This window comes from Marinomonas ostreistagni, assembly GCF_016461785.1.
Classification (GTDB): domain Bacteria; phylum Pseudomonadota; class Gammaproteobacteria; order Pseudomonadales; family Marinomonadaceae; genus Marinomonas; species Marinomonas ostreistagni_A.
This window is the reverse complement of sequence record NZ_JAEMUH010000017.1, coordinates 19,727-41,374: the sequence shown is the minus strand read 5'-3', so window position 1 is coordinate 41,374 and position 21,648 is coordinate 19,727. Positions and strand designations below refer to the sequence as shown.

The window sequence follows — 21,648 nt, the reverse complement described above, 5'->3', positions numbered from 1 at the left end:
ATTTGAAAAGCCGAGCAGGGTAGATGCTCGGCTTTTTCATATCTGGGGCGATGGTTTTGCCACTCACCCCAGTTTCAAACTAACGTTGCGGGGGTTATGCAACGTTCGCCTGTTCTGAAGCGCTAACTTTTTGGTTTACTGTCGCAAGTACTGCTTGGATAGAAGCTGACACAATGTCGTTATCAATGGCTACGCCGTTGTAACGTTCTCCATCGATGTTTGCTTGAATGTACGCAATCGCTTGTGAATCACTGCCGACAGTTAAAGCGTGTTCTTGGTACTGAACAATGTCTACTCGAATGTTGAATTGTTCACTTAGTGCACTGGTAAAGGCTGACAGCGCACCATTGCCTTCACCTTGTACTGAAATATTGCCATCTTTATGGGTTAGCTCAGCGGTCACGCTATCACGATCTTTCTTGCTAAGCTCGTAGTTACCCAATGCGTATGGAGCGGAAGCTGTCATAAAGTTTTCTTCAAAAAGGCGCTTCATGTCCGCTGCTTCAATAACGCCGCCATCTTCTTCTGAGAATCGCTGAACGATTGGGCTTAGTTCAACTTGTAACCAACGCGGTAAGGCCAAGCCGTACTCTTGCTCAAGTGCAAAGGCAACGCCACCTTTACCTGACTGACTGTTTACACGGATAACTTCTTGGTAGCTACGGCCAATATCGCGTGGGTCAATTGGCAAGTAAGCCACATCCCAAGGTTTATCATCTGTTTGGTTCGCCAAACACTTCTTAATGGCATCTTGGTGAGAGCCTGAGAATGCCGTGAAGACCAACTCGCCAGCGTAAGCATGGCGTGGGTGAACAGGCAATTGTGTGCATGACTGAACAACGCTGATTACGCGGTCCATATCAGCAAAGTTCAATTCAGGGTCAACACCTTGGCTGTACATGTTCATGGCCATGGTCACAACATCCATATTACCGGTACGTTCACCATTTCCTAACAATGTACCTTCAATGCGGTCTGCGCCTGCCATTAAACCAAGTTCAGCAGCGGCAACACCACAGCCACGATCGTTGTGCGTATGTAGGCTGATGATAATGCTGTCACGTTTGCGAATATGACGACAGAAATATTCGATTTGATCTGCAAAGCGATTTGGCGTGGTGACTTCAACCGTAGCAGGTAAGTTGATGATGCATTTGTGCTCTGGTGTTGGTTGCCATACATCGATCACGGCATCACATACTTCTACTGCAAAGTCCGTTTCAGTGCCAGTGAAGCTTTCAGGTGAGTATTGGAATACCCATTCTGTTTCAGGATGTTTTGCAGCGTGTTCTTTAACACACTGAGCGCCTTTAACAGCAATATCTTTGATACCGTCTTTGCCTAGACGAAATACTTGCTCGCGCTGAGTTTTAGACGTTGAGTTGTAAACGTGAACAACAGCTTTCTTAGCACCTTTCAAAGATTCGTAAGTACGCTCAATCAATTCTGGGCGCGCTTGAGTTAATACTTGAATGTATACATCGTCTGGTACCTGGTCTTCTTCTACCAGCCAGCGAACAAAGTCAAAATCTAATTGTGAAGCAGCAGGGAAGCCTACTTCGATTTCCTTAAAGCCTACATCTACAAGCAGCTTAAAAAACTCTTTCTTTTGATCCACAGTCATTGGTTCAACCAGAGCTTGGTTGCCGTCACGCAGGTCAACGCTTGCCCAAATTGGAGCAGTTGTGATTTCTTGGTCTGGCCAAGTGCGGTTTTTGATTGAAACCGGCTCAAACGGACGATATTTAGTGTGATCAAAAGAACTCATATTCTTTTCCTTCCATAAGTAGATAGGCTGGTAGCCTGTATTAGTTCGAATGCGGTTAGCATCTTTCGACAAGAAATAGTGTATCTAAATTTTACCGGAAAATGATTGCGTTTTTAGCAGTTTTTTGGCTTTATTTTGGAATAATATTGCTTAAATTTCTAAGAAATTAATTTTTGGTGGCTGAATGGTTAGTTTGGATAGAATTGATGTGCGAATCTTGCAAGAATTACAGCAAGATTCTAGCTTGACCAATCAAGAGCTCGCAGATCGTGTTGGTTTGTCCCCTTCACCTTGCCTGCGTCGTGTCAAAGCATTAGAGGATAGCGGTATTGTTGATCGAAAAGTCATGTTACTTAAACGATCTGAGTTAGGGCTAAAACTGACGGCATTTATTCAGATCAGTATGGATCGACACACGCCTGATCGTTTTACAGTATTTGAGGAGCAGGTCAACTCATTTCCTGAGGTGCGTGCTTGCAACCTAGTAACCGGACAAAACTGTGATTACCTTGTTGAAGTCGTAGTTGAAGACATGGAAAAGTATCATGATTTTTTGTTAGGAAAATTAACAAGAATTCCAGGTGTTAGTGGCGTCCAATCTAGCTTCTTATTACGTAGTATTAAGGAAAATACTTCGTTGCCACTAGGGCACTTATTATAGTTTTCCTTAGTTGTGGGATTGAAAACCTTTATAATGTTCACATATAGAACATTATTTTTTATGTAAGAGAGCAGTATCAATGGATCAATTAACGGTTAAGCGTCGAGTAGTGATTCCAGTTCGAGCTGGTGACGTCATGGCCGAGTTTATTTCGTTCAATGGCGATGAGAGTGGTAAAGAGCATATCGCTATTTCTTTTGCAGGCATTGCAGGGGTAAAGCATGAAACTCCTTTAGTGCGAATTCATTCAGAGTGTTTGACTGGTGATGTATTTGGCTCTGGCCGATGTGATTGTGGTGAGCAATTGGATGAGGCCATCGATCGAATTAATGAAGAAGGTGGTTATATTCTTTATTTGCGCCAAGAAGGACGCGGTATCGGTCTGTATGCAAAACTTGAAGCCTACGCATTACAAGATCAAGGCTATGACACTTACGAAGCGAACGAAATGTTGCACTTGCCTCAGGATAGCCGTGACTTTGGTATCGCGGCGCGCATGTTAAAGGCGCTAGGTGTTGATAAAGTTCGCTTACTAACAAATAACCCTGACAAGGCTGAACAACTGACTCAAAACGGTGTTGATGTTGCAGAGCTTGTGCCGACACAAGTGCATGTTAACCAGCACAATCGCAACTACTTAGAAGCAAAAGTACGTCATAAGCAGCACACCATCAAATTTGACTAAATTGTTGTATTTAGATTGATTGTGTAACAGTTATAAAACAAAGGGAGCTATTAATAGCTCCCTTTGTTTTTGTTTAGCTTAAGATTATTTCTTTTTCTTAGCTTTGCCGGCTGCAATTTTCTTCTTGCTTGGCTTTTTCTTCGACTTAGTCACGCTTGCTGCGCGGATCTTAGTCTTTGGCTCCAAACCTTCTATTTTACTGAAGGCGATAGGGGCTTGCATGTAGCGCTGGATTTTTTCCATCATCGGCAAATCATGCATATCAACCAACGAATAGCACTCACCAGGATTTCCCTCGCGTGATGCGCGGCCAGCACGGTGAACATAGGAGTCAGCCCGGCGCGGTAGGCGAAGGTTAATGACCGTATTAATTTCCGGAAGGTCGATCCCTCGTGCCGCCACATCTGTAGCAACTAATACTTGCAAGCGTCCCTTCTTCATTTGCTTTAGGTGATCGTTACGGTCGCTTTGCTTCATTTCGCCGTGAAGACCGTCACATCGTAGGCCCCATTTACGGATGCGCTGTACCCATACATCGACGTGGTCACGGTTAGAAACAAATAATGCTGCCTGCTGAACGCGTTCTTGCAATAGTAGGTGTTTGAGTAACGCTTCTTTATGGGCGTCATCGTCAACACGCAGTGCGACCTGTTTGATCTGGCTTGGTACTGTGCGTGGTGAATCCGTTAGTTGAATGGTTTCCGCTTCTTCATTTAGTAAAGAGCGAGAGAAACGACTCATTTTTTCGCCATCAATGGTCGCCGAGAACATCAATGTTTGATGTTCTTTCGGTAGCTGTTTAGCAAGATGTTTCACGGCATCAATAAAGCCCATATCAAGCATTCGGTCCGCTTCATCGATGACAAACATTGAGCAATCACTGAAGTCTAACCAGCCTTTTTCATCTAGCTCGACTAAACGGCCCGGAGTGGCTATTAGAATGTCACAAGGCTCACTCAATTGCTGTTGTTGCATGCCGTAAGGTGTGCCGCCGACAATCACTTGTAACTTGATACGAGTATGAGTCAAAAGTTGTTCAAACACTTGGAATATTTGTCGTGCCAACTCACGACTAGGGGCAAGCACTAACGATTTAGGCGCCAGGCTCGATTCTTCGTCACGGTCTAAAATGTGCTGCACAACAGGTGCAGCAAACGCTAGAGTTTTGCCTGTACCTGTTGCAGCGCAGGCAAGAATATCTTGGGCATCCATAGCAAGCGGGATCGCTTGCTCTTGGATCGGTGTTGGTTCGCTAAGCCCCATGTCTTCAATGGCTTGCGTAATGGTAAAATCCAGATCTAATTCGGAAAAGGACATGTATGCTCTCAATTAAAACGTAAATTGTAGAGTGATTGTATCATTGTCCTGTTGTGGGCGTTGATTTCTTTCATTTAATTTCATTAATTCTTGTTAGACATTAGACCGCTTATTGGGAATGAAATAAAATGTCGAAAAATTACGAGGTTTATTTCATGCACTTAACCGAAGAGTTAGTGGTCGCCCAAACACAAAAGTGGGTCAGTTCTTTTATCGTTGCTATGAACGTATGCCCCTTTGCAAAGCGTGAAGTGGAGCGTGGCTCAGTGCGGTATGTTGTAGTGCGATCTCGCCAAACGATGATAGCACTTGAGGAGTTGATGGCGGAGATTGATTTTCTGGATCAAAACCCTGACGTGGAAACGACATTAATGATATTTCCTACGATGTTTCAGGACTTTGTTAACTACTTGGATTTTGTCGATGATTCAGAAGAGTTAATGTATGAGCAAGGCTGTGAAGGGGTGTATCAGTTAGCGACATTCCACCCACAGTACTGCTTTTCGGGTACAGAGCAAGACGATGTCAGTAACTACACAAACCGTTCACCTTACCCAATGTTGCATATATTACGTGAAGCGAGTTTGGAAAAAGCCATTGAATTTTATGGCGATACGGCAACCATACCTGATCGTAATATTAAATTAATGGAAGAGACTGGCCATGAGGCTTTGGCTAAACTTATGCAGCAATGCATGACACAAGTTTAAACACCGTTTACTTTTACTTGGTTGCGTGTATAGTGCGCGGCCTTACTTAATTCCTTGGAGTCAATATGCCAACCAATATCGGACGCATGAACCGCTTACGCGTAGTGAAAGAAAAAGATTTCGGCGTCTACCTCGATGCAGATCAACTAGGTGAAATTCTATTACCTAAACGTTATGTGCCTAACGGTCTGCGCATCGGTGATGAGTTGGAAGTGTTTGTTTACTTAGACTCTGAGGACGAATTGATTGCCACGACTCTTGTACCAAAAGTTCAGGTTGGCGAGTTTGCAGGGTTACGAGCGGTTTCTGTTAACCAGGTCGGTGCATTTTTTGATTGGGGGCTGCCAAAAGACCTGTTAGTGCCTTTTGGCCAACAAAAAACTCGCGTCGAAGAAGGTCAGGCTCATCTTCTTTTTGTTTACTTGGATCAGACAACGAACCGAATTGTTGCGACGACAAAAGTTGACCGCTTGTTGAATCGTGATGAGCCTTCGTACCGTACTGGTGAGCAAGTAGACATTATTATCGGTGATCGTACAGATATTGGCTATAAGTGTATTGTCGATAGCCGTTACTGGGGTGTTTTGTTTTTCCAAGATGTCGTGGGTCGCGTTTACAAAGGCGATCACTTAAAAGCATTTATCAAACGTGTTCGTGAAGACGGTAAGATTGATTTAAGCCTACAGCAGACAGGTTATAAAAAGGTAACAGGTTTGTTAGAAGAAATTATCGAGCATATGGAGCTGAACGGTGGCGAAATGCCCCTGACAGATAAGAGCGCACCGGATACCATCTTCAAAACGTTTAAAGTTAGCAAGGCGACGTTTAAGAAAGCACTAGGTGCGCTGTATAAAGATCAAAAAGTCATTTTATCGAAAGATAAAACAATGCTTAAAAAGTAAGCCTATCAGGTTCTAAGCAGGTTGTACGAGCCATCTCATGATGGCGATAAAGGATTCTATCCCCGATGGAATCGGGTCGTACGTGCCGCGTTCTGATGTGGCTTTTATGGAAATTGTAAGAAGCTTCTAGAACATTTCTAGAAGCTTTTTTTTGTGCATTTCCAAATTACTCTGGTCGTTTAGAGCCGCATAGAAAGCGTCTTGAAGGGGGGCCTGACCGTTTGAAGTTTGACGGTGGAAAAAACCCGAGATGTACTCGTTTTCTGTTTTACGATGGTTACGAATGTCTTCGAACATAGATGAGCAGTTTAGCGCGGTTAGACGAGCTACGTTTGCGATTCGGTTGTGCAATTGGTCGTGTGATAAATCGGATACCAGTTCCGCATACTTAAACGTACTTGATTGCATGATCTGAGCAAGTTCAGCCACGGCGGCATCAAAAATCTCTCGTATTGGCGTTTCAAGAACTTGGCCATTGCGAACTGAGAAAATGGCCGTAAGTGGGTTTATCACCGCGTTGATGGCCAGTTTTTCAATAAGTCTGCGTTCAATGTTTTCGCACTGAACACCTGGGTATGGAAACTCTTTACCAAAGAAGTTTTCATCCGCATCCGTTAACAACCCAAAAAAAGTATCTCCTAGGCCCGTTTTTTTAACGCGGTTGATGCTGAGCTTCTGAGCACCTTCGCTAGTGGTACCAGCCCACAAATTCTGGTGTTTTTTAAGGTGTGCAATTAAGTCATGTTGAGCGCCTAAGCCATTGCATAGGGTGGCAACTAGACCGCGTTTTTTTGTGTGCTTGCGAATATCTAAATAGGCCGCAACGAGATCAAATGCTTTAGTGCAAAGGAGAACCTTAGTGTATTTGCCTTCGAGCTGATCTTTGGAAATAAAACGAATGTCATATTCTGTGTATTGCTGAGATCCATCTTCATCTAAGTCTTCGACAGTGAGTAAGTCGCTTGGTACATCGCGACGGCATAGAACGGTAACAGGCTCACCTAACTGGCGTAACTTGCTCGCCCACAGTAAGCCGATGGCGCCATTGCCGACTACTAACCACTCATCTTTTGTCATTTAAGCCTCGTATTAGAAGTTTTTTAACGGTAAGCCTGCTATTATGCCGCCCCAAAGAGTAAATATCGAATGGAGGAGGCCAAAATGCCATCTTTTGACATCGTTTCTGAGCTGAACTGGCACGAAGTAACGAACGCAGTAGACCAATCAAATCGTGAAGTTTCAACACGTTATGACTTTAAAGGAATTGATGCGAGCTTTACTGTAAAAGATAAGCAAGCTGTTGTCCTTGAAGCCAAGGCAGAAATGCAATTGCGTCAGATGATGGATATCTTGGGGCAGAAATTGGTCAATCGTGGTATCGACCTTAAGACATTGGATCGTGGTCCAGTGGTTGAAGGTAATTTACGCGCGACTCAAGAGATTAAGCTAAAAGAAGGTATCGATCAGGCTGAAGCGAAGAAAATCGTTAAAATGATCAAAGACAGCAAGATCAAAGTGCAGGCGCAAGTTCAAGGTGAACAGTTGCGTGTGACAGGTAAAAAACGTGATGATCTGCAGCAAGTGATGCAGTTATTGCGTGGCGCGGACCTTGATTTGCCAGTGCAGTTCAATAACTTCCGTGACTGATACTGTGTGATGAACATAGCAAGATGATGTTTTCGAAGAGGTGCCTAGTGCGCCTCTTTTTGCATGAGCTTTTGACCTACCACAATCCAGCCTTCTTGTTCTAATTTCACTTTTTGTCGTTCGTAAGCATCTGTTCCTTCGATGAAACTAATCCTGTGTTGGCTATTTACAACTCGATACCAAGGCAGATGAGTGTCCGAGGGCAATTTTTTTAAAATCTGCCCGACTAACCGTGCGTAGCGCGCATTGCCGGCTTGTCTTGCAAGTTCACCGTATGAAGTGATTTCACCTTCCTCTAAGTGTGCAAGAACAAATAGAACACGTGTTTTAAATGCCTCTGTCTCTTGATTCGCCAAGAATCACCCCTAAATAGTCAAAGATACAATCAGAAAGAAAGAAGGTTACCATGCGTTTTGCATTATTGCTTTTTATATTAATTCCTGTGGTTGAGCTCTCCGTATTGATAAAAGTTGGCTCACAAATCGGCAGCTTGACCACCATTGCACTTGTGTTTTTGACCGCCATTATCGGTATTACGTTAATTCGTCGCCAAGGCTTTGAAACCCATCGCAGTGCGCAAGAGAAAATGCGCCGAGGTGAACTGCCTGCCTCCGAAATGGCAGAAGGTATCATGCTGGCTTTTGCCGGCGTCTGTCTGTTAATTCCTGGCTTTGTGACGGATGCTATTGGTGCACTGCTGTTGATTTCACCCTTACGAAAAGCAGTTGCTGCTAAGGTATCTCTAGATTTTCTAAAAAGTCGCATGAACATGCGTGCGGCATGGTCTACCCGTGATTCACAAGGTCATTACACACGAGAGGATATCATCGATGGTGAATACCGCTCTGAAACCGAAAAAAAAGATCACATTGAGAAAAAATAGTTGTTTTTGGCCCTTGAAAAAAAATGGGCTAGCCGCATAAATCAATTCGATAACGAATCCCGCCAGAAGAGTGGGGCTAATCCGGCCAGGGGAGTCCTGGTATTGATTAACTTTGGAGATATAGATCAATGAATATTCGTCCTTTGCACGATCGCGTTGTTGTTCGCCGTAAAGAAGAAGAAACAACTACTGCATCTGGTATCGTTCTACCAGGGTCTGCCACTGAGAAACCAACTCAGGGTGAAGTCTTGGCTGTGGGCACGGGTCGTATTCAGTCTAACGGTGACTTACGCGAGCTTGCAGTAAAAGTAGGTGATACCGTTTTATTCGGTCAGTACTCTGGTCAAGCAGTTAAGCTAAATGGCGAAGAGTTACTTATCATGAAAGAAGACGAAATCTACGGCATTATCGAAGCCTAAGTCTTGTTTGTTTAATCAACGATTAGCGTAAATTAATAAATTTAGGATTAGAGAAAATGGCTAAAGAAGTAAAATTCTCAGACAGTGCACGTCAAAAAATGCTGAAAGGCGTTAACGTACTAGCGGACGCTGTAAAAGTTACACTTGGACCAAAAGGTCGCAACGTAGTTATCGAAAAATCATTCGGTGCGCCGCTAGTGACTAAAGATGGTGTAACGGTTGCTAAAGAGATCGAACTTGAAGACCGTTTTGAGAACATGGGTGCTCAAATGGTTAAAGAAGTATCTTCACAAGCAAACGATGTAGCAGGTGACGGTACAACAACAGCAACAGTTCTAGCACAAGCTTTCGTTACAGAAGGTCTTAAAGCTGTTGCTGCAGGTCGTAACCCAATGGATCTTAAGCGTGGTATCGACAAGGCGACTACTGCTGTTGTAGCTGAGATCGCAAGCCTTTCTACACCTTGTGCTGACACTCGTGCGATTGAGCAAGTAGGTACAATTTCTGCAAACTCTGACAGCTCAGTTGGTAAGATCATTGCTGAAGCAATGGAGCGCGTTGGTAAAGAAGGTGTGATCACTGTAGAAGAAGGTTCTGGTTTCGAAGACGAGCTAGCTGTGGTTGAAGGTATGCAGTTTGATCGCGGCTACCTATCTCCTTACTTCATCAACAACCAAGAAACAATGAGTGCGGAACTTGAAAACCCATTCATCCTTCTAGTTGATAAGAAAATCTCTAACATCCGTGATTTGCTACCTACTTTGGAAGCGTCTGCTAAAGCGTCACGTCCTCTGCTAATTATCTCAGAAGACGTAGAAGGCGAAGCGTTGGCGACTTTGGTTGTTAACTCTATGCGTGGCATCGTGAAAGTTGCTGCGGCAAAAGCACCTGGTTTCGGTGACCGCCGTAAAGCAATGCTTCAAGATATCGCTATCTTAACAGGTGCAACAGTTATCTCTGAAGAAGTTGGCCTAACGCTAGAAGGTACAACTCTTGATCAACTAGGTACTGCTAAGCGTGTTACATTGACAAAAGAAAACACTACGATTGTTGATGGTGCAGGCGACAATGCTTCTATCTCTGCTCGCGTTGAACAGATCCGTGCAGAAATGGCTAACTCAACGTCTGATTACGACAAAGAGAAACTACAAGAGCGTGTTGCAAAACTTGCTGGTGGTGTTGGCGTTATCAAGATTGGTGCAGCGACTGAAGTAGCAATGAAAGAGAAAAAAGCTCGTGTAGACGATGCTCTTCATGCAACTCGCGCAGCAGTTGAAGAAGGTGTTGTAGCGGGTGGTGGTGTTGCACTTGTACGTGCTCTGTCTAAGCTGTCTACTCTTGAAGGCGACAACGAAGACCAAAACGTTGGTATCGCGCTAGCCCTTCGTGCAATGGAATCGCCAATGCGTCAGATCGTTTCAAATGCGGGAGACGAAGCGTCTGTTGTAGTAGACAAAGTTAAGCAGGGCGAAGGCAACTTCGGTTACAACGCTGCAACGGGTGTTTACGGCGACATGATCGAAATGGGTATCCTTGATCCAGCTAAAGTTACTCGTTCAGCACTTCAAGCAGCCGCGTCTGTTGCTGGACTAATGATCACAACTGAAGCAATGATTGCTGACATTCCACAAGAAGGTGGCGCTCCAGCTATGCCTGATATGGGCGGCATGGGTGGAATGGGCGGCATGATGTGATCCTAGGGATTGCATTTGCTTCTTGATTTCAGCGTAATATCTTTTAAAAGCCCTACACATTTGTAGGGCTTTTTTTGTGTTTGTTAGATAATAGATAGGGCTTTTTAACATTTCTATTTCTGATGTTATAGGTTAAAAGCAGGATTTGTGGCTATTCATTGATTGCCAATTGTATGTTAGACGATGGTCAAAGTCTGACATTAGCCAAACCATTGATTCTAAAGCTATTGATAAATGATCACCTGTATAAGATACTTGAGCTAAACTTGTCGTCAGTTCTTAACAAGAAAGGGAAGCTTATGCTCAAAAAAACGCTGATTAGTTTAGCCGTTTCCAGCGCACTGTATATGTCCAACGGATATGCATTGGAATTAGGTGAACTGACTTCCCAATCTCAATTTGATGAGCCATACCGTGGTAGGATTCAACTTACTGATGTAGATGGCTTAACGCCAAACGACATTTCCATTCGCTTAGGTTCGGAAAGTGAATTTAGACAAGCAGGATTACCTCTGACGAGGACCTTGTCACAACTTCGCTTTAATGTAGTTCGTGAAAATGGACAGTTGTCTGTCGCGATTCAATCTCAAGCTCCTCTAGATGTTGAACAATTAAATTTCGTTCTTGCTGCTGGGTGGCCAAACGGGCAGGTAGTTAGAGAGTACAGAGAGCCCTTAAATCGCTCCGCTCTAGTAGAAAAAGCACAACCAGAGGTGGTTCAATCAGTAACACCTTCTGAATCTCAAGCTTCATCCAATCAAGTGTTTCGTAATGAATCTCAACAAGCCGCGAAGATGCCAATAAAAGGTGAACTGAATGTTGAGAAAGGAAACACACTCTGGTCCATTGCTGGCGCCAATCGACCTAACAATCAGCTAACCATTTACCAAACAATGATGGCTATACAAGCGCTAAATAAAAATGCGTTTTATGCCAATAATATCAATTTGCTCCGTGAAGGAGCGGTGCTTCGCTTACCAACGAGAGAGCAAATTGCGCTTTTCAATAAGGCCACTTCAGAAGAAGAGTTTGAGCGTCAGCATGCCGCTTGGATGGCGCTGAAACAAGCTGGTTCTTTAAATGATTTGATCAGCAAAGAGCAAATGAATACTCAGGCAATGAGTAATGTCAAACCTGCTGATGCCAAAGTCGCGACTGATACTTTGCGTTTAGCTTCGGGTCAGAGTGTTTTGCCGGAAGAGAATGCAAGCTCGAATGAAGCGGATATTCAACGTATTGGTGAGCTAGAGTCAGAGCTCTCTGCAACCAATGAGCTTTTAGATAAGGAAGTCAGGGAAAAGGCTGAATTAAACGATAAGCTTGGCGAGCTAAATGAACAGCTTGCTACGTTAGAGCGCTTAATTACTCTTAAAGATCAACAAATGGCTGAGCTCCAGAGGCAATTTACAAGCGCTCAACAAGCTATGCAGGAGCAAAAAAATACCGTCGATCAGTTGCTTGAAGCAGACCAGCTTCGTCGAGAGCAAGAGGCGGCTGAAGAGGCTTCATGGACAAATAAGGTGTTCGGAAATCCCATCATCTTATCCATTGCGGGTGCCGTTCTTCTATTACTCGGCTTACTTGTCGGCATGTTAATAAAGCGCTCAGGTCGAAATAAGCCTTCAAAAGAAAGTGAATCCAAAAGCGATGACGAATTTGATATTGCTCCAGTTGCAACTGCGGCAGCCGCCGCTCCTGTCGCTGCAGCCGTTGCAGAAACGGTGACTCAAAAAGAGCCTGAGCCATTTGATGAGCCAGAAGAGCATATTGAGGAAGAAGATCCTTTTGCATTTGACTTTGAGGTTGATGTTCCAGAAGAAGATGATTTTGGCGGCTTTGATGAAGCGGTGGCCTCTTCAGAAGTAGAGCCTGTTGTGAATCCAGAGGACGATGCCTTTGATGAGTTTGAGGTACCAGAGCTTGATGATGTCGCAGCAGACTCTGGTTTTGATGATGCTCTTGGTGCCGAGATGGATGAGTTAGCGGATGAAGAGAATGAAGATCCATTTGCAGAATTTGAAGTAGAAGAGACAAACCTTGACCCTGTCGAAGATTTAATGGGGGAAGATCCTTTAGTCGAAGAATCGGTCTCTGATGATGGTTTTGATTTAGAAGACACATTATCTGAGTTAGATGTTCAGTCAGAAGAGTCTAACGATGCCTCGGATGTTGAATCTGATGATGCTGATTACTCTGAGGAAGAGTCCTTTGTAAATAGCCTTTTAACCGACGATGAGCAAGAGGATGCAGATGAATCGGCCGTTTTCGATGCTGAGCCTGATGCTGCATTGGCAGAAAGCATTGATGAAGTGTTGGCAGAAGCCAATGAAGAGGATTTTGGCGGTTTAGATGTACCAGAATTTGGTGCCGAACAAGCAGCTGAAGATCTCGAATCCGAAGGAGACGATGATGAAGAGCCGATCGATTTCTTTGATGCAAGTGGTGATGAGGTTGCAACGAAATTAGATTTAGCTCGTGCCTATATGGATATGGGTGATGAAGAGGGTGCACGTGTTATACTAGAGGACGTAATCAATTCTGGTAATGAAAGCCAGGTTGCCGAAGCCAGTAGTATGATGGAGCGAATGTTCCCAAGTGAGTAAACATAAATTGGCTCTTGTCGTCGAGTACGACGGAGCAGCTTATAAAGGGTGGCAAGCTCAGAAGTTTGATGTAGCCACTGTCCAAGAAAATTTAGAAATTGCCCTGTCAAAAATTGCAAATCACACTGTCAGTGTGATTTGCGCGGGTCGAACCGATGCTGGTGTTCATGCTAGTGCTCAGGTGGTGCATTTTGAAACAAGTGCTCAACGTCCTTTAAGAGCCTGGACTCTAGGTGTGAATACCCATCTGCCTCCCGACATTTCAGTGAAAGCCGCAGCGAATGTCCCTCAAGAATTTCATGCTAGGTTTAGTGCGGTTAGTCGCCGATATCGTTACGTTATATATCAATCGGAATTTCGTCCAGCTGTGATGGGCAAGGGCGTGACTTGGACGTACAAAGCGTTAAATGTCGAAGCAATGAAAGCTGCTTGTGAGTATTTTATTGGTACACATGATTTTACGTCTTTTCGTGCGGTGGGGTGTCAAGCACATAGCCCAGTTCGAACAATTTTAAACTTTTCGGTTGATCAGTTTGGTCAGTACATAGTGTTGGATATTCGTGCTAATGCATTTTTACATCATATGATTCGTAACTTTGCAGGTGTCTTGATGACGATTGGTGCTGGTGAGCAACCTGTTGATTGGGCAAAGCAAGTGCTTGATGCAAAAGATCGTGCAAAAGGTGGGGTCACTGCACCGCCTTATGGCTTGTATTTTGTGGATGCAGAATTTCCAGACCATTTCGGTGTGCCAAAACCTGCATTAGGTCCTCACTTTTTACCATTTAAAGAGGAGCCGCCTTATGTCTTGCCGCGTTAAAATTTGTGGTATTACAAATCTAGCGGACGCATTGCATGCATCGGATTGTGGTGCAGATGCGTTAGGTTTTGTTTTTTATGACAAAAGTCCTCGCTATATATCTCCAGAAGAAGCAAACCAAATCGTAGCTCAGTTACCGCCATTTATTACACCTGTCGCATTGTTTGTTGATGCAGAGGATGCCTTAATTGAGTCTGTTGTATCAGGTAGCTCTCGTTGGACACTGCAGTTTCATGGCAATGAGTCTCCTGAGCAATGCCAGCAATGGCAGCGTCCATATTTCAAAGCGATTCGTATGAAGCCTGAAATGGATATATTAAGTGAGGCTTGTCGTTATGCCAGCGCAACAGCAGTGCTGTTGGATGCTTACAAGGCGGGTGTCCCAGGTGGTACAGGTGAAGTATTCGATTGGCATTTGATTCCAGATGAATTGTCAAAGCCCCTGATTTTGGCTGGGGGATTAACTCCAGAAAATGTTGAGGACGCTGTAAATACAGTTCAACCTTACGCCGTAGATGTGAGCGGTGGTGTAGAACAGCAGAAAGGGGTCAAGGATCCCATTAAAGTGATGCAGTTTATAAATGGAGCTAAACGTGGATAAGTCAAAAATTTCCTTGAATTTACCAGATGAACACGGCCGCTTTGGCCAGTTTGGTGGCGTGTTTGTATCTGAAACTCTCATGTCAGCATTGGAAGATTTGGCCGAAGTATATGAAACTTTGTCGAATGATCCTGAGTTTCAAGCGGCCTTTGATAAAGATTTAGCGCATTATGTTGGTCGTCCCTCTCCATTATATTTTGCCGAACGCCTAACAGAAAAAGTGGGTGGTGCTAAGATCTACTTGAAGCGAGAAGACTTAAACCATACAGGTGCTCATAAGATCAACAACACCATAGGTCAGGCTTTACTTGCCAAACACATGGGTAAACCGAACATTATTGCTGAAACAGGTGCTGGCCAACATGGCGTTGCATCGGCGACCGTTGCGGCTCGCTTAGGTTTGAAGTGTAAAGTGTTTATGGGATCTGAAGACATTCGTCGTCAGGCACTCAATGTGTATCGTATGAAGCTTTTAGGTGCTGAAGTTATTCCCGTTGAATCGGGTACAAAAACCTTAAAAGATGCATTAAATGAAGCCATGCGCTACTGGGTGAGTAATGTTGATGATACGTTCTACATTATCGGTACTGCAGCCGGTCCTCATCCATACCCAAAATTGGTGCGTGACTTCCAAGCAGTTATTGGTCGTGAAACTAAAGCTCAATGTCTAGAGCAAGAAGGGCGTTTGCCTGATGCTGTCGTTGCTTGTGTTGGCGGTGGTTCTAATGCGATCGGTATGTTTTATCCGTTTATCGAAGATGAAAGTGTCGCGATGTATGGTGTTGAAGCCGGAGGCGATGGTATTGAAACAGGTCGTCATGCGGCACCTCTAAGTGCTGGTCGTCCTGGTGTTTTGCATGGTAACCGGACTTATGTCATGGCTGATGAAGATGGTCAAATCCTTGGTACACATTCTATTTCAGCGGGTCTTGATTACCCAGGTGTTGGTCCTGAGCATTCTTGGTTAAAAGATGTAGGTCGTGCTAATTATGTAGCGATTAACGATGATGAAGCGATGCATGGATTTCGTGAGCTAACTCGTCTTGAAGGGATTATGCCTGCATTAGAATCCAGTCATGCTGTTGCGTATGGTATGAAACTGGCGGCAACCATGGAGAAAGATAAAATTGTTGTGATCAACGTTTCGGGTCGTGGTGATAAAGACATCCACACAGTTGCAGAAATTGATGGTTTGGAGATGTAATTATGAGCCGTATCGAACATTGTTTTGAGCAGCTGAAGGCTGATAACAAAAAGGCATTAATTCCATATATCACAGCAGGCGATCCAACCCCGTCATATACTGTTGAGTTGATGCATGCATTAGTTGAGTCTGGTGCAGATATATTAGAAATAGGTATGCCATTCTCTGATCCGATGGCTGATGGTCCAGTGATTCAGCTGGCCTGCGAGCGAGCTCTTGCAGCGGGCATGACGATTCGTAAAGTGCTTGAAATTATTGCCGAGTTTCGTCAGGTTAATCAGCAAACACCTGTTGTTTTAATGGGCTATTTGAATCCAATTGAGTTCTTCGGTTATCAAGCTTTCTCTGATGCAGCAAAAGAAGCCGGTGTTGATGGCATTTTATTGGTAGATTTGACTCCAGAAGAGGCGACAGATGTTGTAGAATGCTTCCGCAGTAACAGCATTGATTTGATTTACCTTTTATCGCCAACAACAACCCCAGCGCGTGCCAAAAAGATTTGTGATTTGGCGTCTGGATATGTCTATTACGTATCGGTAAAAGGGGTGACAGGTTCGGCAACATTAGACGTTGATAGTGTTGCGTCACATGTTCAATCATTACGAGAAATTACAAGTCTGCCGATAGGTGTTGGTTTTGGTATCCGTGACGCACAAACTGCCCATGCAGTTAGCCAGTGTTCAGACGGTGTCATCGTCGGTAGTGTTTTAGTTAATGCCATCGCCCAAGCGAAGGAAAGTTCACAAGATCAAGTTGCTGATGCGCTACGTTCAATCTTGTCTCCGATGCGTTCGGAAATGGACAAATAAGCAAAAGCGATCAGTTAGTAATTAATTTGGAGAGTTAAATGAGCAGTTGGTTAGATAAATTTGTTCCTTCGATTATGCGCAGTGAATCGAAGCGTGCACAACAAGGCGGAGTCCCTGAGGGTCTTTGGAAAAAGTGCCCAAAATGTGACAATGTTTTGTATCGTCCAGAGCTTGAAAAAAACTTAGACGTTTGCCCTAAGTGTGAACACCACATGCGTGTGAATGCACGACGCCGTTTGGATATTTTTCTTGATAAAGAAGGGCGCTCAGAAATCGCAGCTCACCTTGAGCCAGAAGATAAGTTGAAGTTTAAAGACTCCAAAAAATACAAAGACCGTCTGCTTGCGGCGCAAAAAGCAACCGGTGAAAAAGATGCCTTGGTTGCTATGGAAGGTACTTTGAATGGTATGCCCGTAGTAGCGGTGGCATTTGAGTTCAACTTCCTAGGCGGCTCAATGGGCTCAATTGTCGGTGAGAAGTTCATCCAAGCTGTCAATGTCTGTCTTGAAAAACGTATTCCATTGATTTGCTTCTCTGCATCAGGTGGCGCACGTATGCAAGAGGCCTTAATCTCTTTAATGCAGATGGCGAAGACCAGTGCAGGTCTTGAGAGAATGAAGCAACAAGGTATTCCTTACATTTCTGCTATGACAGATCCAGTGTTCGGTGGCGTGTCTGCGTCGCTTGCTATGCTAGGTGATTTGAATGTGGCTGAGCCAAATGCGTTGATTGGTTTTGCAGGCCCACGTGTTATTGAACAAACAGTACGTGAAAAACTGCCAGAAGGCTTCCAGCGTTCTGAGTTCCTTCTGGATAAAGGCGCATTGGACATGATTATTACACGTCATGAAATGCGTGATCGTTTGTATAGTATCCTGTCTATTTTGACGAACAAAGCAGCCTAATTAATGTCCGCTAAGTCTTTATCTGAATGGCTCTCATACATTGAGAGCCAGCATCCAGCTGAGATCGAACTCGAGCTGGAGCGTGGTTTAAAGGTTTTAAATGCCTTGAACCTAGGTCGACCAAAAGCAAAAGTCATCACTGTTGCTGGAACAAACGGCAAGGGGTCAACTTGTACCATGTTGACCCAGTACTTGGTGAATGCTGGCTTTAAAGTTGGTACTTACACATCCCCTCATTTTCTCAACTTCAATGAGCGCGTTCAGATTGATGCTCAGGAATGTTCAGATGCTTTACTCTGTGAAGCATTTGAAGTTATTGAGGCGATACGTGGTGATACACCCCTAACATACTTCGAGTTTTCAACCTTGGCTGCGCTTTGGGTGTTTGATCATCTTGGTTTAGATTACTGGGTATTAGAAGTAGGTTTAGGTGGCCGATTAGATTCCGTTAATATGGTCGATACAGATCTAGCTGTGATCACTTCTATCGCGCTTGATCATGTTGACTGGCTGGGTGACTCGATTGATGGCATTGGCTATGAGAAAGCCGGTATTGCCAGAAAAGCTAAGCCTTTGGTATCAGGAGTGGTCAATCCACCTGCAACGATCGCCAAAACTGCCGAAGAGGTTGGTGCTTCACTTCTCCAAAAACATAAAGACTTCACATTTAGTATTGATGGTAAAAAGTGGACATGGAAAGGCTTGGGGTTAGAGTTTTCTGAGTTGCCACTGCCAAAACTCCCTTTGGAAAACGCTGCAACAGTGATCGCAGCATTACTCCAACTGGATGTAGAAGTAAATTATGTGGACCTTGTTGCTTTATTTGAGTCCGCCACTCTCTTGGGGCGTTTTCAACGAGTTGAAGAAGCCCCCTGCGTGTATATCGATGTCGCTCATAATCCAGAGGCAGCGAGTCAACTTAAAATGCAAATATCTCAACTTGAACAGTCTGCGATTGCTGTTTGTGGCATGTTAAAAGATAAAGATATAGCCAGTGTAATGGATACGTTAAAAGATTCCTTTATAGCTTGGAATTTTATCGATTTACCTGGGCCAAGAGGTGCCAAAGGTGAGGAGTTGTCACGCTATGTGGAAGGTGATGTCCTTTGTCATCCGTCTATGTCTGAAGCGTTAGATCAGGCTAAACAGATGGCAAAGACAAAGGATTCTGTTGTTATCGTATTTGGCTCTTTCTTAACTGTGTCAGAATACCTGTCAACACATGTTGTTAAGTAGGTGACTGAATGTTGGATGCAAAGTCGAAATATCGCTTAATTGGTGCAGGCTTACTTATTGCATCGTCAGCAGTCTTACTTCCATTAATATTGGATGGTGAAAGGCCTGACTCATTGGATGTTCAAATTAGCGTTCCAGAGCGCCCAGAATTTCCTGAAATAGCGATTGCTCCGGTGCAGCCTATTTCTGAAATGGACATGGCAGACGAGCCAGTAGATGTGAACGAAATAGAGCTGCTGCCTTCAGAAACCAAGGCTCAAGTAGTGCCAACCCAAGAGCCTAAAACAGTATCAGAAGTCATTGCTAAGTCTGAAGAGAGTAATATTACAGCTCCTGAAGTTGTAAAAGTGACTAAAGAACCTGTGCCCATTGCAGACCGTTGGACTTTACAGGTGGCGACATTTGGTAAGCAAGAAAATGCTGCGCGTACCTTAAAAAAGTTACAGGATGCCGGCTATTCAGCTTATGTAATTACCACAAATTCGCTCTTCAAAGTATTTGTAGGGCCAGAGCTGAAGCGTGAAGAGTCAGAAAAGATGAAACAAAAGGTGCTGAAAGAGTTTAAACTCAGCGGCATCGTTGTGAAGTACGCTCCTAATTCTTAATTGTTTTTAGCTTGCTGCTTGGAATACTGGCAACTTTTGGTAAACTGCGCAGCATATTTTAGAGGTAGGTATGGATCAGATTCAGTCCATCACAACTCTTGACTGGTTAATCATTGCAGTCGTTGTTTTATCGACTCTATTGAGCTTAAAGCGAGGCTTCGTTAAAGAAGTCATGTCATTAGTGACTTGGGTTGTTGCTTTTATTGTAGCGGTAAAGTTTACAAGTCCGCTTCAATCTTTGTTAGTTGACCAGGTACAGAATGATCAAATTCGTTATATCGTAGCGTTTATAGCTTTATTTATAGCAACATTAGTGATTGGTGCTCTAGTTAATTTTATTCTTGGGTCCTTAGTGCAGGCGACAGGTTTAAGCAGTACCGACAGAGTCATTGGAATGTTATTCGGCTTTGTTCGGGGTGCTTTGATCGTCGTAGCATTTATATCCCTATTAAGCTTAAGTCCGGCAATTGAAAAGTCGGATATGTGGAAGTCGTCACAGTTAGTTCCACAGCTGGTTGTTTTGAAAGATTGGGTACGTGAGATTTTAGGCAAAGGGGGGGATGTTTTCGACACCTCTCTTATTGATCGTACTTTTAGTAGTTAATCGCATTTTTGCGAAGTAAAAAATAGACGGCGAAGTCGTTTTCCCCAAATCACGAGGTATATATACATGTGTGGTATCGTTGGTGTCGTAGCCACGTCTATGGTTAACCAAACCATTTTTGACGCTCTCACGCTTCTTCAGCATCGCGGTCAGGACGCTGCTGGTATGGTTACAAGCCATAACGGATTATTATGCTTGCGCAAAGATAATGGTCCAGTGAGTGAAGTGTTTCGTACACGACACATGAAAAAACTGCACGGCAATATCGGCATTGGACATGCACGATACCCAACAGCGGGTACGTCTAGTTCAGCTGAAGCTCAGCCGTTTTATGTGAACTCTCCTTACGGTATTTCGTTGGCACACAACGGAAACTTAACGAACACAGCAAAACTTAAGCAAGAGGTGTTCGAATCGGATCTTCGCCATATCAATACAACATCTGATTCCGAAGTTTTGGTTAACGTATTAGCTCATGAACTTCATGAAGAAGGTAAGCTTGTCCCGACACCAGAAGATATTTTTAACGCATTAGAGCGTGTTTATAAACGTATCGAAGGTGGATACGCAGTTGTGGCTTTGATCACTGGCTACGGTATCTTGGCGTTTCGTGATCCAGATGGGATTCGTCCTCTTATCTATGGTTCAAAAGAAACGGAAAATGGCACAGAGTACATGGTCGCTTCTGAGAGTGTAGCGCTTGATGCAGCGGGCTTTAAAATTGAGCGTGATATTCGTCCAGGCGAAGCCATGTTCTTTGATGTGAAGCACAACGTTTATCAACGTCAATGTACAGAAGCGAAAGCACCCCGTCCATGTCTGTTTGAATACGTCTACTTTGCACGTCCTGATACAGTGATAGATAGTATTTCTGTATACAAAGCACGTATCAATCAGGGAGATCGTCTTGCGGCTAAAATTAAGCGTGAATGGGTTGATCATGACATCGATGTAGTGATTCCAATTCCTGATACGAGTCGTACCGCTGCGCTACAGATTGCCCAAGAGCTAAATATTCCATTCCGTGAAGGCTTGGTGAAAAACCGTTATATCGGTCGCACCTTTATTATGCCTGGTCAAACTGTACGTAAGAAGTCTGTTCGCCAGAAGCTAAACCCAGTACCATTCGAGTTTAAAGATAAGAATGTTCTTCTAGTCGATGACTCGATTGTTCGCGGTACAACAAGCCAAGAAATTATTGAGATGGCTCGTGAAGCAGGCGCTAAGAAAGTTTACTTGGCGTCAGCGGCGCCAGAGGTGCGGTACCCTAACGTTTACGGTATTGATATGCCTGCAGCGACAGAGTTGATTGCGCATGAACGTAGCGTAGATGAAATCTGTCAATTAATTGGCGCTGATCGTTTGATCTTCCAAGATTTAGATGACTTGATTGCTGCGTGTATTGATGAGAAACATTCTGATGTGCGTGAATTTGATACGTCTGTATTTGATGGTAAATACATCACAGGTAATATTGACCAAGCTTATTTACAAGGTTTGGCTGATGCGCGTAGTGATTCAAAGAAAGCTTCTACTGAAGAAGCTTCAAACAGCGACCTAATGCACCCAATGTAA

Annotated in this window: 22 protein-coding genes; 18 read left to right on the top strand and 4 right to left on the bottom strand. The window is 43.9% G+C overall.

Annotated elements, in window-relative coordinates; translation table 11 throughout:
• Positions 1-94: 94 nt before the first annotated feature.
• A complete protein-coding gene (gene leuA, locus JHD44_RS16245; RefSeq protein WP_199463824.1) occupies positions 95-1,768 on the bottom strand; it encodes a 2-isopropylmalate synthase in 1,674 nt (557 codons plus the stop codon).
• 184 nt (positions 1,769-1,952) lie between these two features.
• Between leuA and JHD44_RS16240 the strand changes: the two genes are divergently transcribed.
• Complete coding sequence (locus tag JHD44_RS16240; protein WP_199463823.1) at positions 1,953-2,429, top strand: Lrp/AsnC family transcriptional regulator; 477 nt, start codon at positions 1,953-1,955, stop codon at positions 2,427-2,429.
• Between the two features lie 79 nt (positions 2,430-2,508).
• Positions 2,509-3,114: a GTP cyclohydrolase II gene (ribA, locus tag JHD44_RS16235; protein ID WP_199463822.1), complete on the top strand. Its 606-nt coding sequence runs from the start codon at positions 2,509-2,511 to the stop codon at positions 3,112-3,114.
• An 84-nt stretch (positions 3,115-3,198) separates the two neighbouring features.
• Here the strand turns inward: ribA and JHD44_RS16230 are convergent, their stop codons facing one another.
• Positions 3,199-4,431: a DEAD/DEAH box helicase gene (locus JHD44_RS16230; protein ID WP_199463821.1), complete on the bottom strand. Its 1,233-nt coding sequence runs from the start codon at positions 4,429-4,431 to the stop codon at positions 3,199-3,201.
• Between the two features lie 155 nt (positions 4,432-4,586).
• Here JHD44_RS16230 and JHD44_RS16225 point away from each other — a divergent pair, with 155 nt between their 5' ends.
• Together JHD44_RS16225 and JHD44_RS16220 are read left to right on the top strand one after the other, a co-directional pair.
• A complete protein-coding gene (locus JHD44_RS16225; RefSeq protein ID WP_199463855.1) occupies positions 4,587-5,141 on the top strand; it encodes a DUF1415 domain-containing protein in 555 nt (184 codons plus the stop codon).
• A 65-nt stretch (positions 5,142-5,206) separates the two neighbouring features.
• Positions 5,207-6,043, top strand: a complete 837-nt coding sequence (locus JHD44_RS16220; RefSeq protein ID WP_199463820.1) for a S1 RNA-binding domain-containing protein — start codon at positions 5,207-5,209, stop codon at positions 6,041-6,043.
• 126 nt (positions 6,044-6,169) lie between these two features.
• Here JHD44_RS16220 and JHD44_RS16215 read toward each other — a convergent pair whose 3' ends face one another.
• The gene (locus JHD44_RS16215) at positions 6,170-7,120 is read right to left on the bottom strand and encodes a ketopantoate reductase family protein (protein WP_199463819.1); all 951 of its coding nucleotides are present in this window, start codon (positions 7,118-7,120) and stop codon (positions 6,170-6,172) included.
• 84 nt (positions 7,121-7,204) lie between these two features.
• Here JHD44_RS16215 and JHD44_RS16210 point away from each other — a divergent pair, with 84 nt between their 5' ends.
• Complete coding sequence (locus JHD44_RS16210; protein ID WP_199463818.1) at positions 7,205-7,690, top strand: YajQ family cyclic di-GMP-binding protein; 486 nt, start codon at positions 7,205-7,207, stop codon at positions 7,688-7,690.
• Between the two features lie 44 nt (positions 7,691-7,734).
• On the opposite strand, the gene JHD44_RS16205 is transcribed toward JHD44_RS16210, so the two are convergent.
• On the bottom strand, positions 7,735-8,046 hold the full coding sequence (locus JHD44_RS16205) for an MGMT family protein (RefSeq protein ID WP_199463817.1): 312 nt from the start codon (positions 8,044-8,046) through the stop codon (positions 7,735-7,737).
• A gap of 50 nt (positions 8,047-8,096) precedes the next feature.
• Here JHD44_RS16205 and JHD44_RS16200 point away from each other — a divergent pair, with 50 nt between their 5' ends.
• The 13 genes from JHD44_RS16200 (at position 8,097) to purF (ending at position 21,648) form a co-directional block, all read left to right on the top strand.
• Complete coding sequence (locus JHD44_RS16200; protein WP_199463816.1) at positions 8,097-8,573, top strand: FxsA family protein; 477 nt, start codon at positions 8,097-8,099, stop codon at positions 8,571-8,573.
• A 128-nt stretch (positions 8,574-8,701) separates the two neighbouring features.
• On the top strand, positions 8,702-8,992 hold the full coding sequence (locus tag JHD44_RS16195; protein ID WP_199463815.1) for a co-chaperone GroES: 291 nt from the start codon (positions 8,702-8,704) through the stop codon (positions 8,990-8,992).
• A gap of 56 nt (positions 8,993-9,048) precedes the next feature.
• Entirely contained in the window at positions 9,049-10,686 is a 1,638-nt protein-coding gene (gene groL / locus JHD44_RS16190) for a chaperonin GroEL (protein WP_199463814.1), read from the top strand.
• 299 nt (positions 10,687-10,985) lie between these two features.
• The gene (locus tag JHD44_RS16185) at positions 10,986-13,289 is read left to right on the top strand and encodes a FimV/HubP family polar landmark protein (RefSeq protein WP_199463813.1); all 2,304 of its coding nucleotides are present in this window, start codon (positions 10,986-10,988) and stop codon (positions 13,287-13,289) included.
• Positions 13,282-14,109, top strand: a complete 828-nt coding sequence (truA, locus tag JHD44_RS16180) for a tRNA pseudouridine(38-40) synthase TruA (protein WP_199463812.1) — start codon at positions 13,282-13,284, stop codon at positions 14,107-14,109. Before JHD44_RS16185 ends, truA begins: the two co-directional genes overlap by 8 nt.
• On the top strand, positions 14,093-14,710 hold the full coding sequence (locus JHD44_RS16175; RefSeq protein WP_199463811.1) for a phosphoribosylanthranilate isomerase: 618 nt from the start codon (positions 14,093-14,095) through the stop codon (positions 14,708-14,710). The genes truA and JHD44_RS16175 overlap by 17 nt, the downstream gene beginning before the upstream one ends.
• Positions 14,703-15,914 (top strand): tryptophan synthase subunit beta, encoded by a 1,212-nt coding sequence (gene trpB, locus JHD44_RS16170; RefSeq protein WP_418903737.1) that lies wholly within the window; start codon positions 14,703-14,705, stop codon positions 15,912-15,914. Before JHD44_RS16175 ends, trpB begins: the two co-directional genes overlap by 8 nt.
• Before the next feature lie 2 nt (positions 15,915-15,916).
• Positions 15,917-16,723 carry a tryptophan synthase subunit alpha gene (gene trpA, locus JHD44_RS16165; RefSeq protein WP_199463809.1) on the top strand — a complete coding sequence of 269 codons (807 nt, stop codon included), beginning with the start codon at positions 15,917-15,919 and terminating at the stop codon, positions 16,721-16,723.
• A 38-nt stretch (positions 16,724-16,761) separates the two neighbouring features.
• Positions 16,762-17,628, top strand: a complete 867-nt coding sequence (gene accD, locus JHD44_RS16160; RefSeq protein ID WP_199463808.1) for an acetyl-CoA carboxylase, carboxyltransferase subunit beta — start codon at positions 16,762-16,764, stop codon at positions 17,626-17,628.
• Between the two features lie 3 nt (positions 17,629-17,631).
• A complete protein-coding gene (gene folC / locus JHD44_RS16155; RefSeq protein WP_199463807.1) occupies positions 17,632-18,864 on the top strand; it encodes a bifunctional tetrahydrofolate synthase/dihydrofolate synthase in 1,233 nt (410 codons plus the stop codon).
• Positions 18,865-18,872: 8 nt separating this feature from the next.
• Positions 18,873-19,469: an SPOR domain-containing protein gene (locus tag JHD44_RS16150; RefSeq protein ID WP_199463806.1), complete on the top strand. Its 597-nt coding sequence runs from the start codon at positions 18,873-18,875 to the stop codon at positions 19,467-19,469.
• Between the two features lie 70 nt (positions 19,470-19,539).
• Positions 19,540-20,073: a CvpA family protein gene (locus JHD44_RS16145; protein WP_199463805.1), complete on the top strand. Its 534-nt coding sequence runs from the start codon at positions 19,540-19,542 to the stop codon at positions 20,071-20,073.
• 66 nt (positions 20,074-20,139) lie between these two features.
• Complete coding sequence (purF, locus tag JHD44_RS16140; protein WP_199463804.1) at positions 20,140-21,648, top strand: amidophosphoribosyltransferase; 1,509 nt, start codon at positions 20,140-20,142, stop codon at positions 21,646-21,648.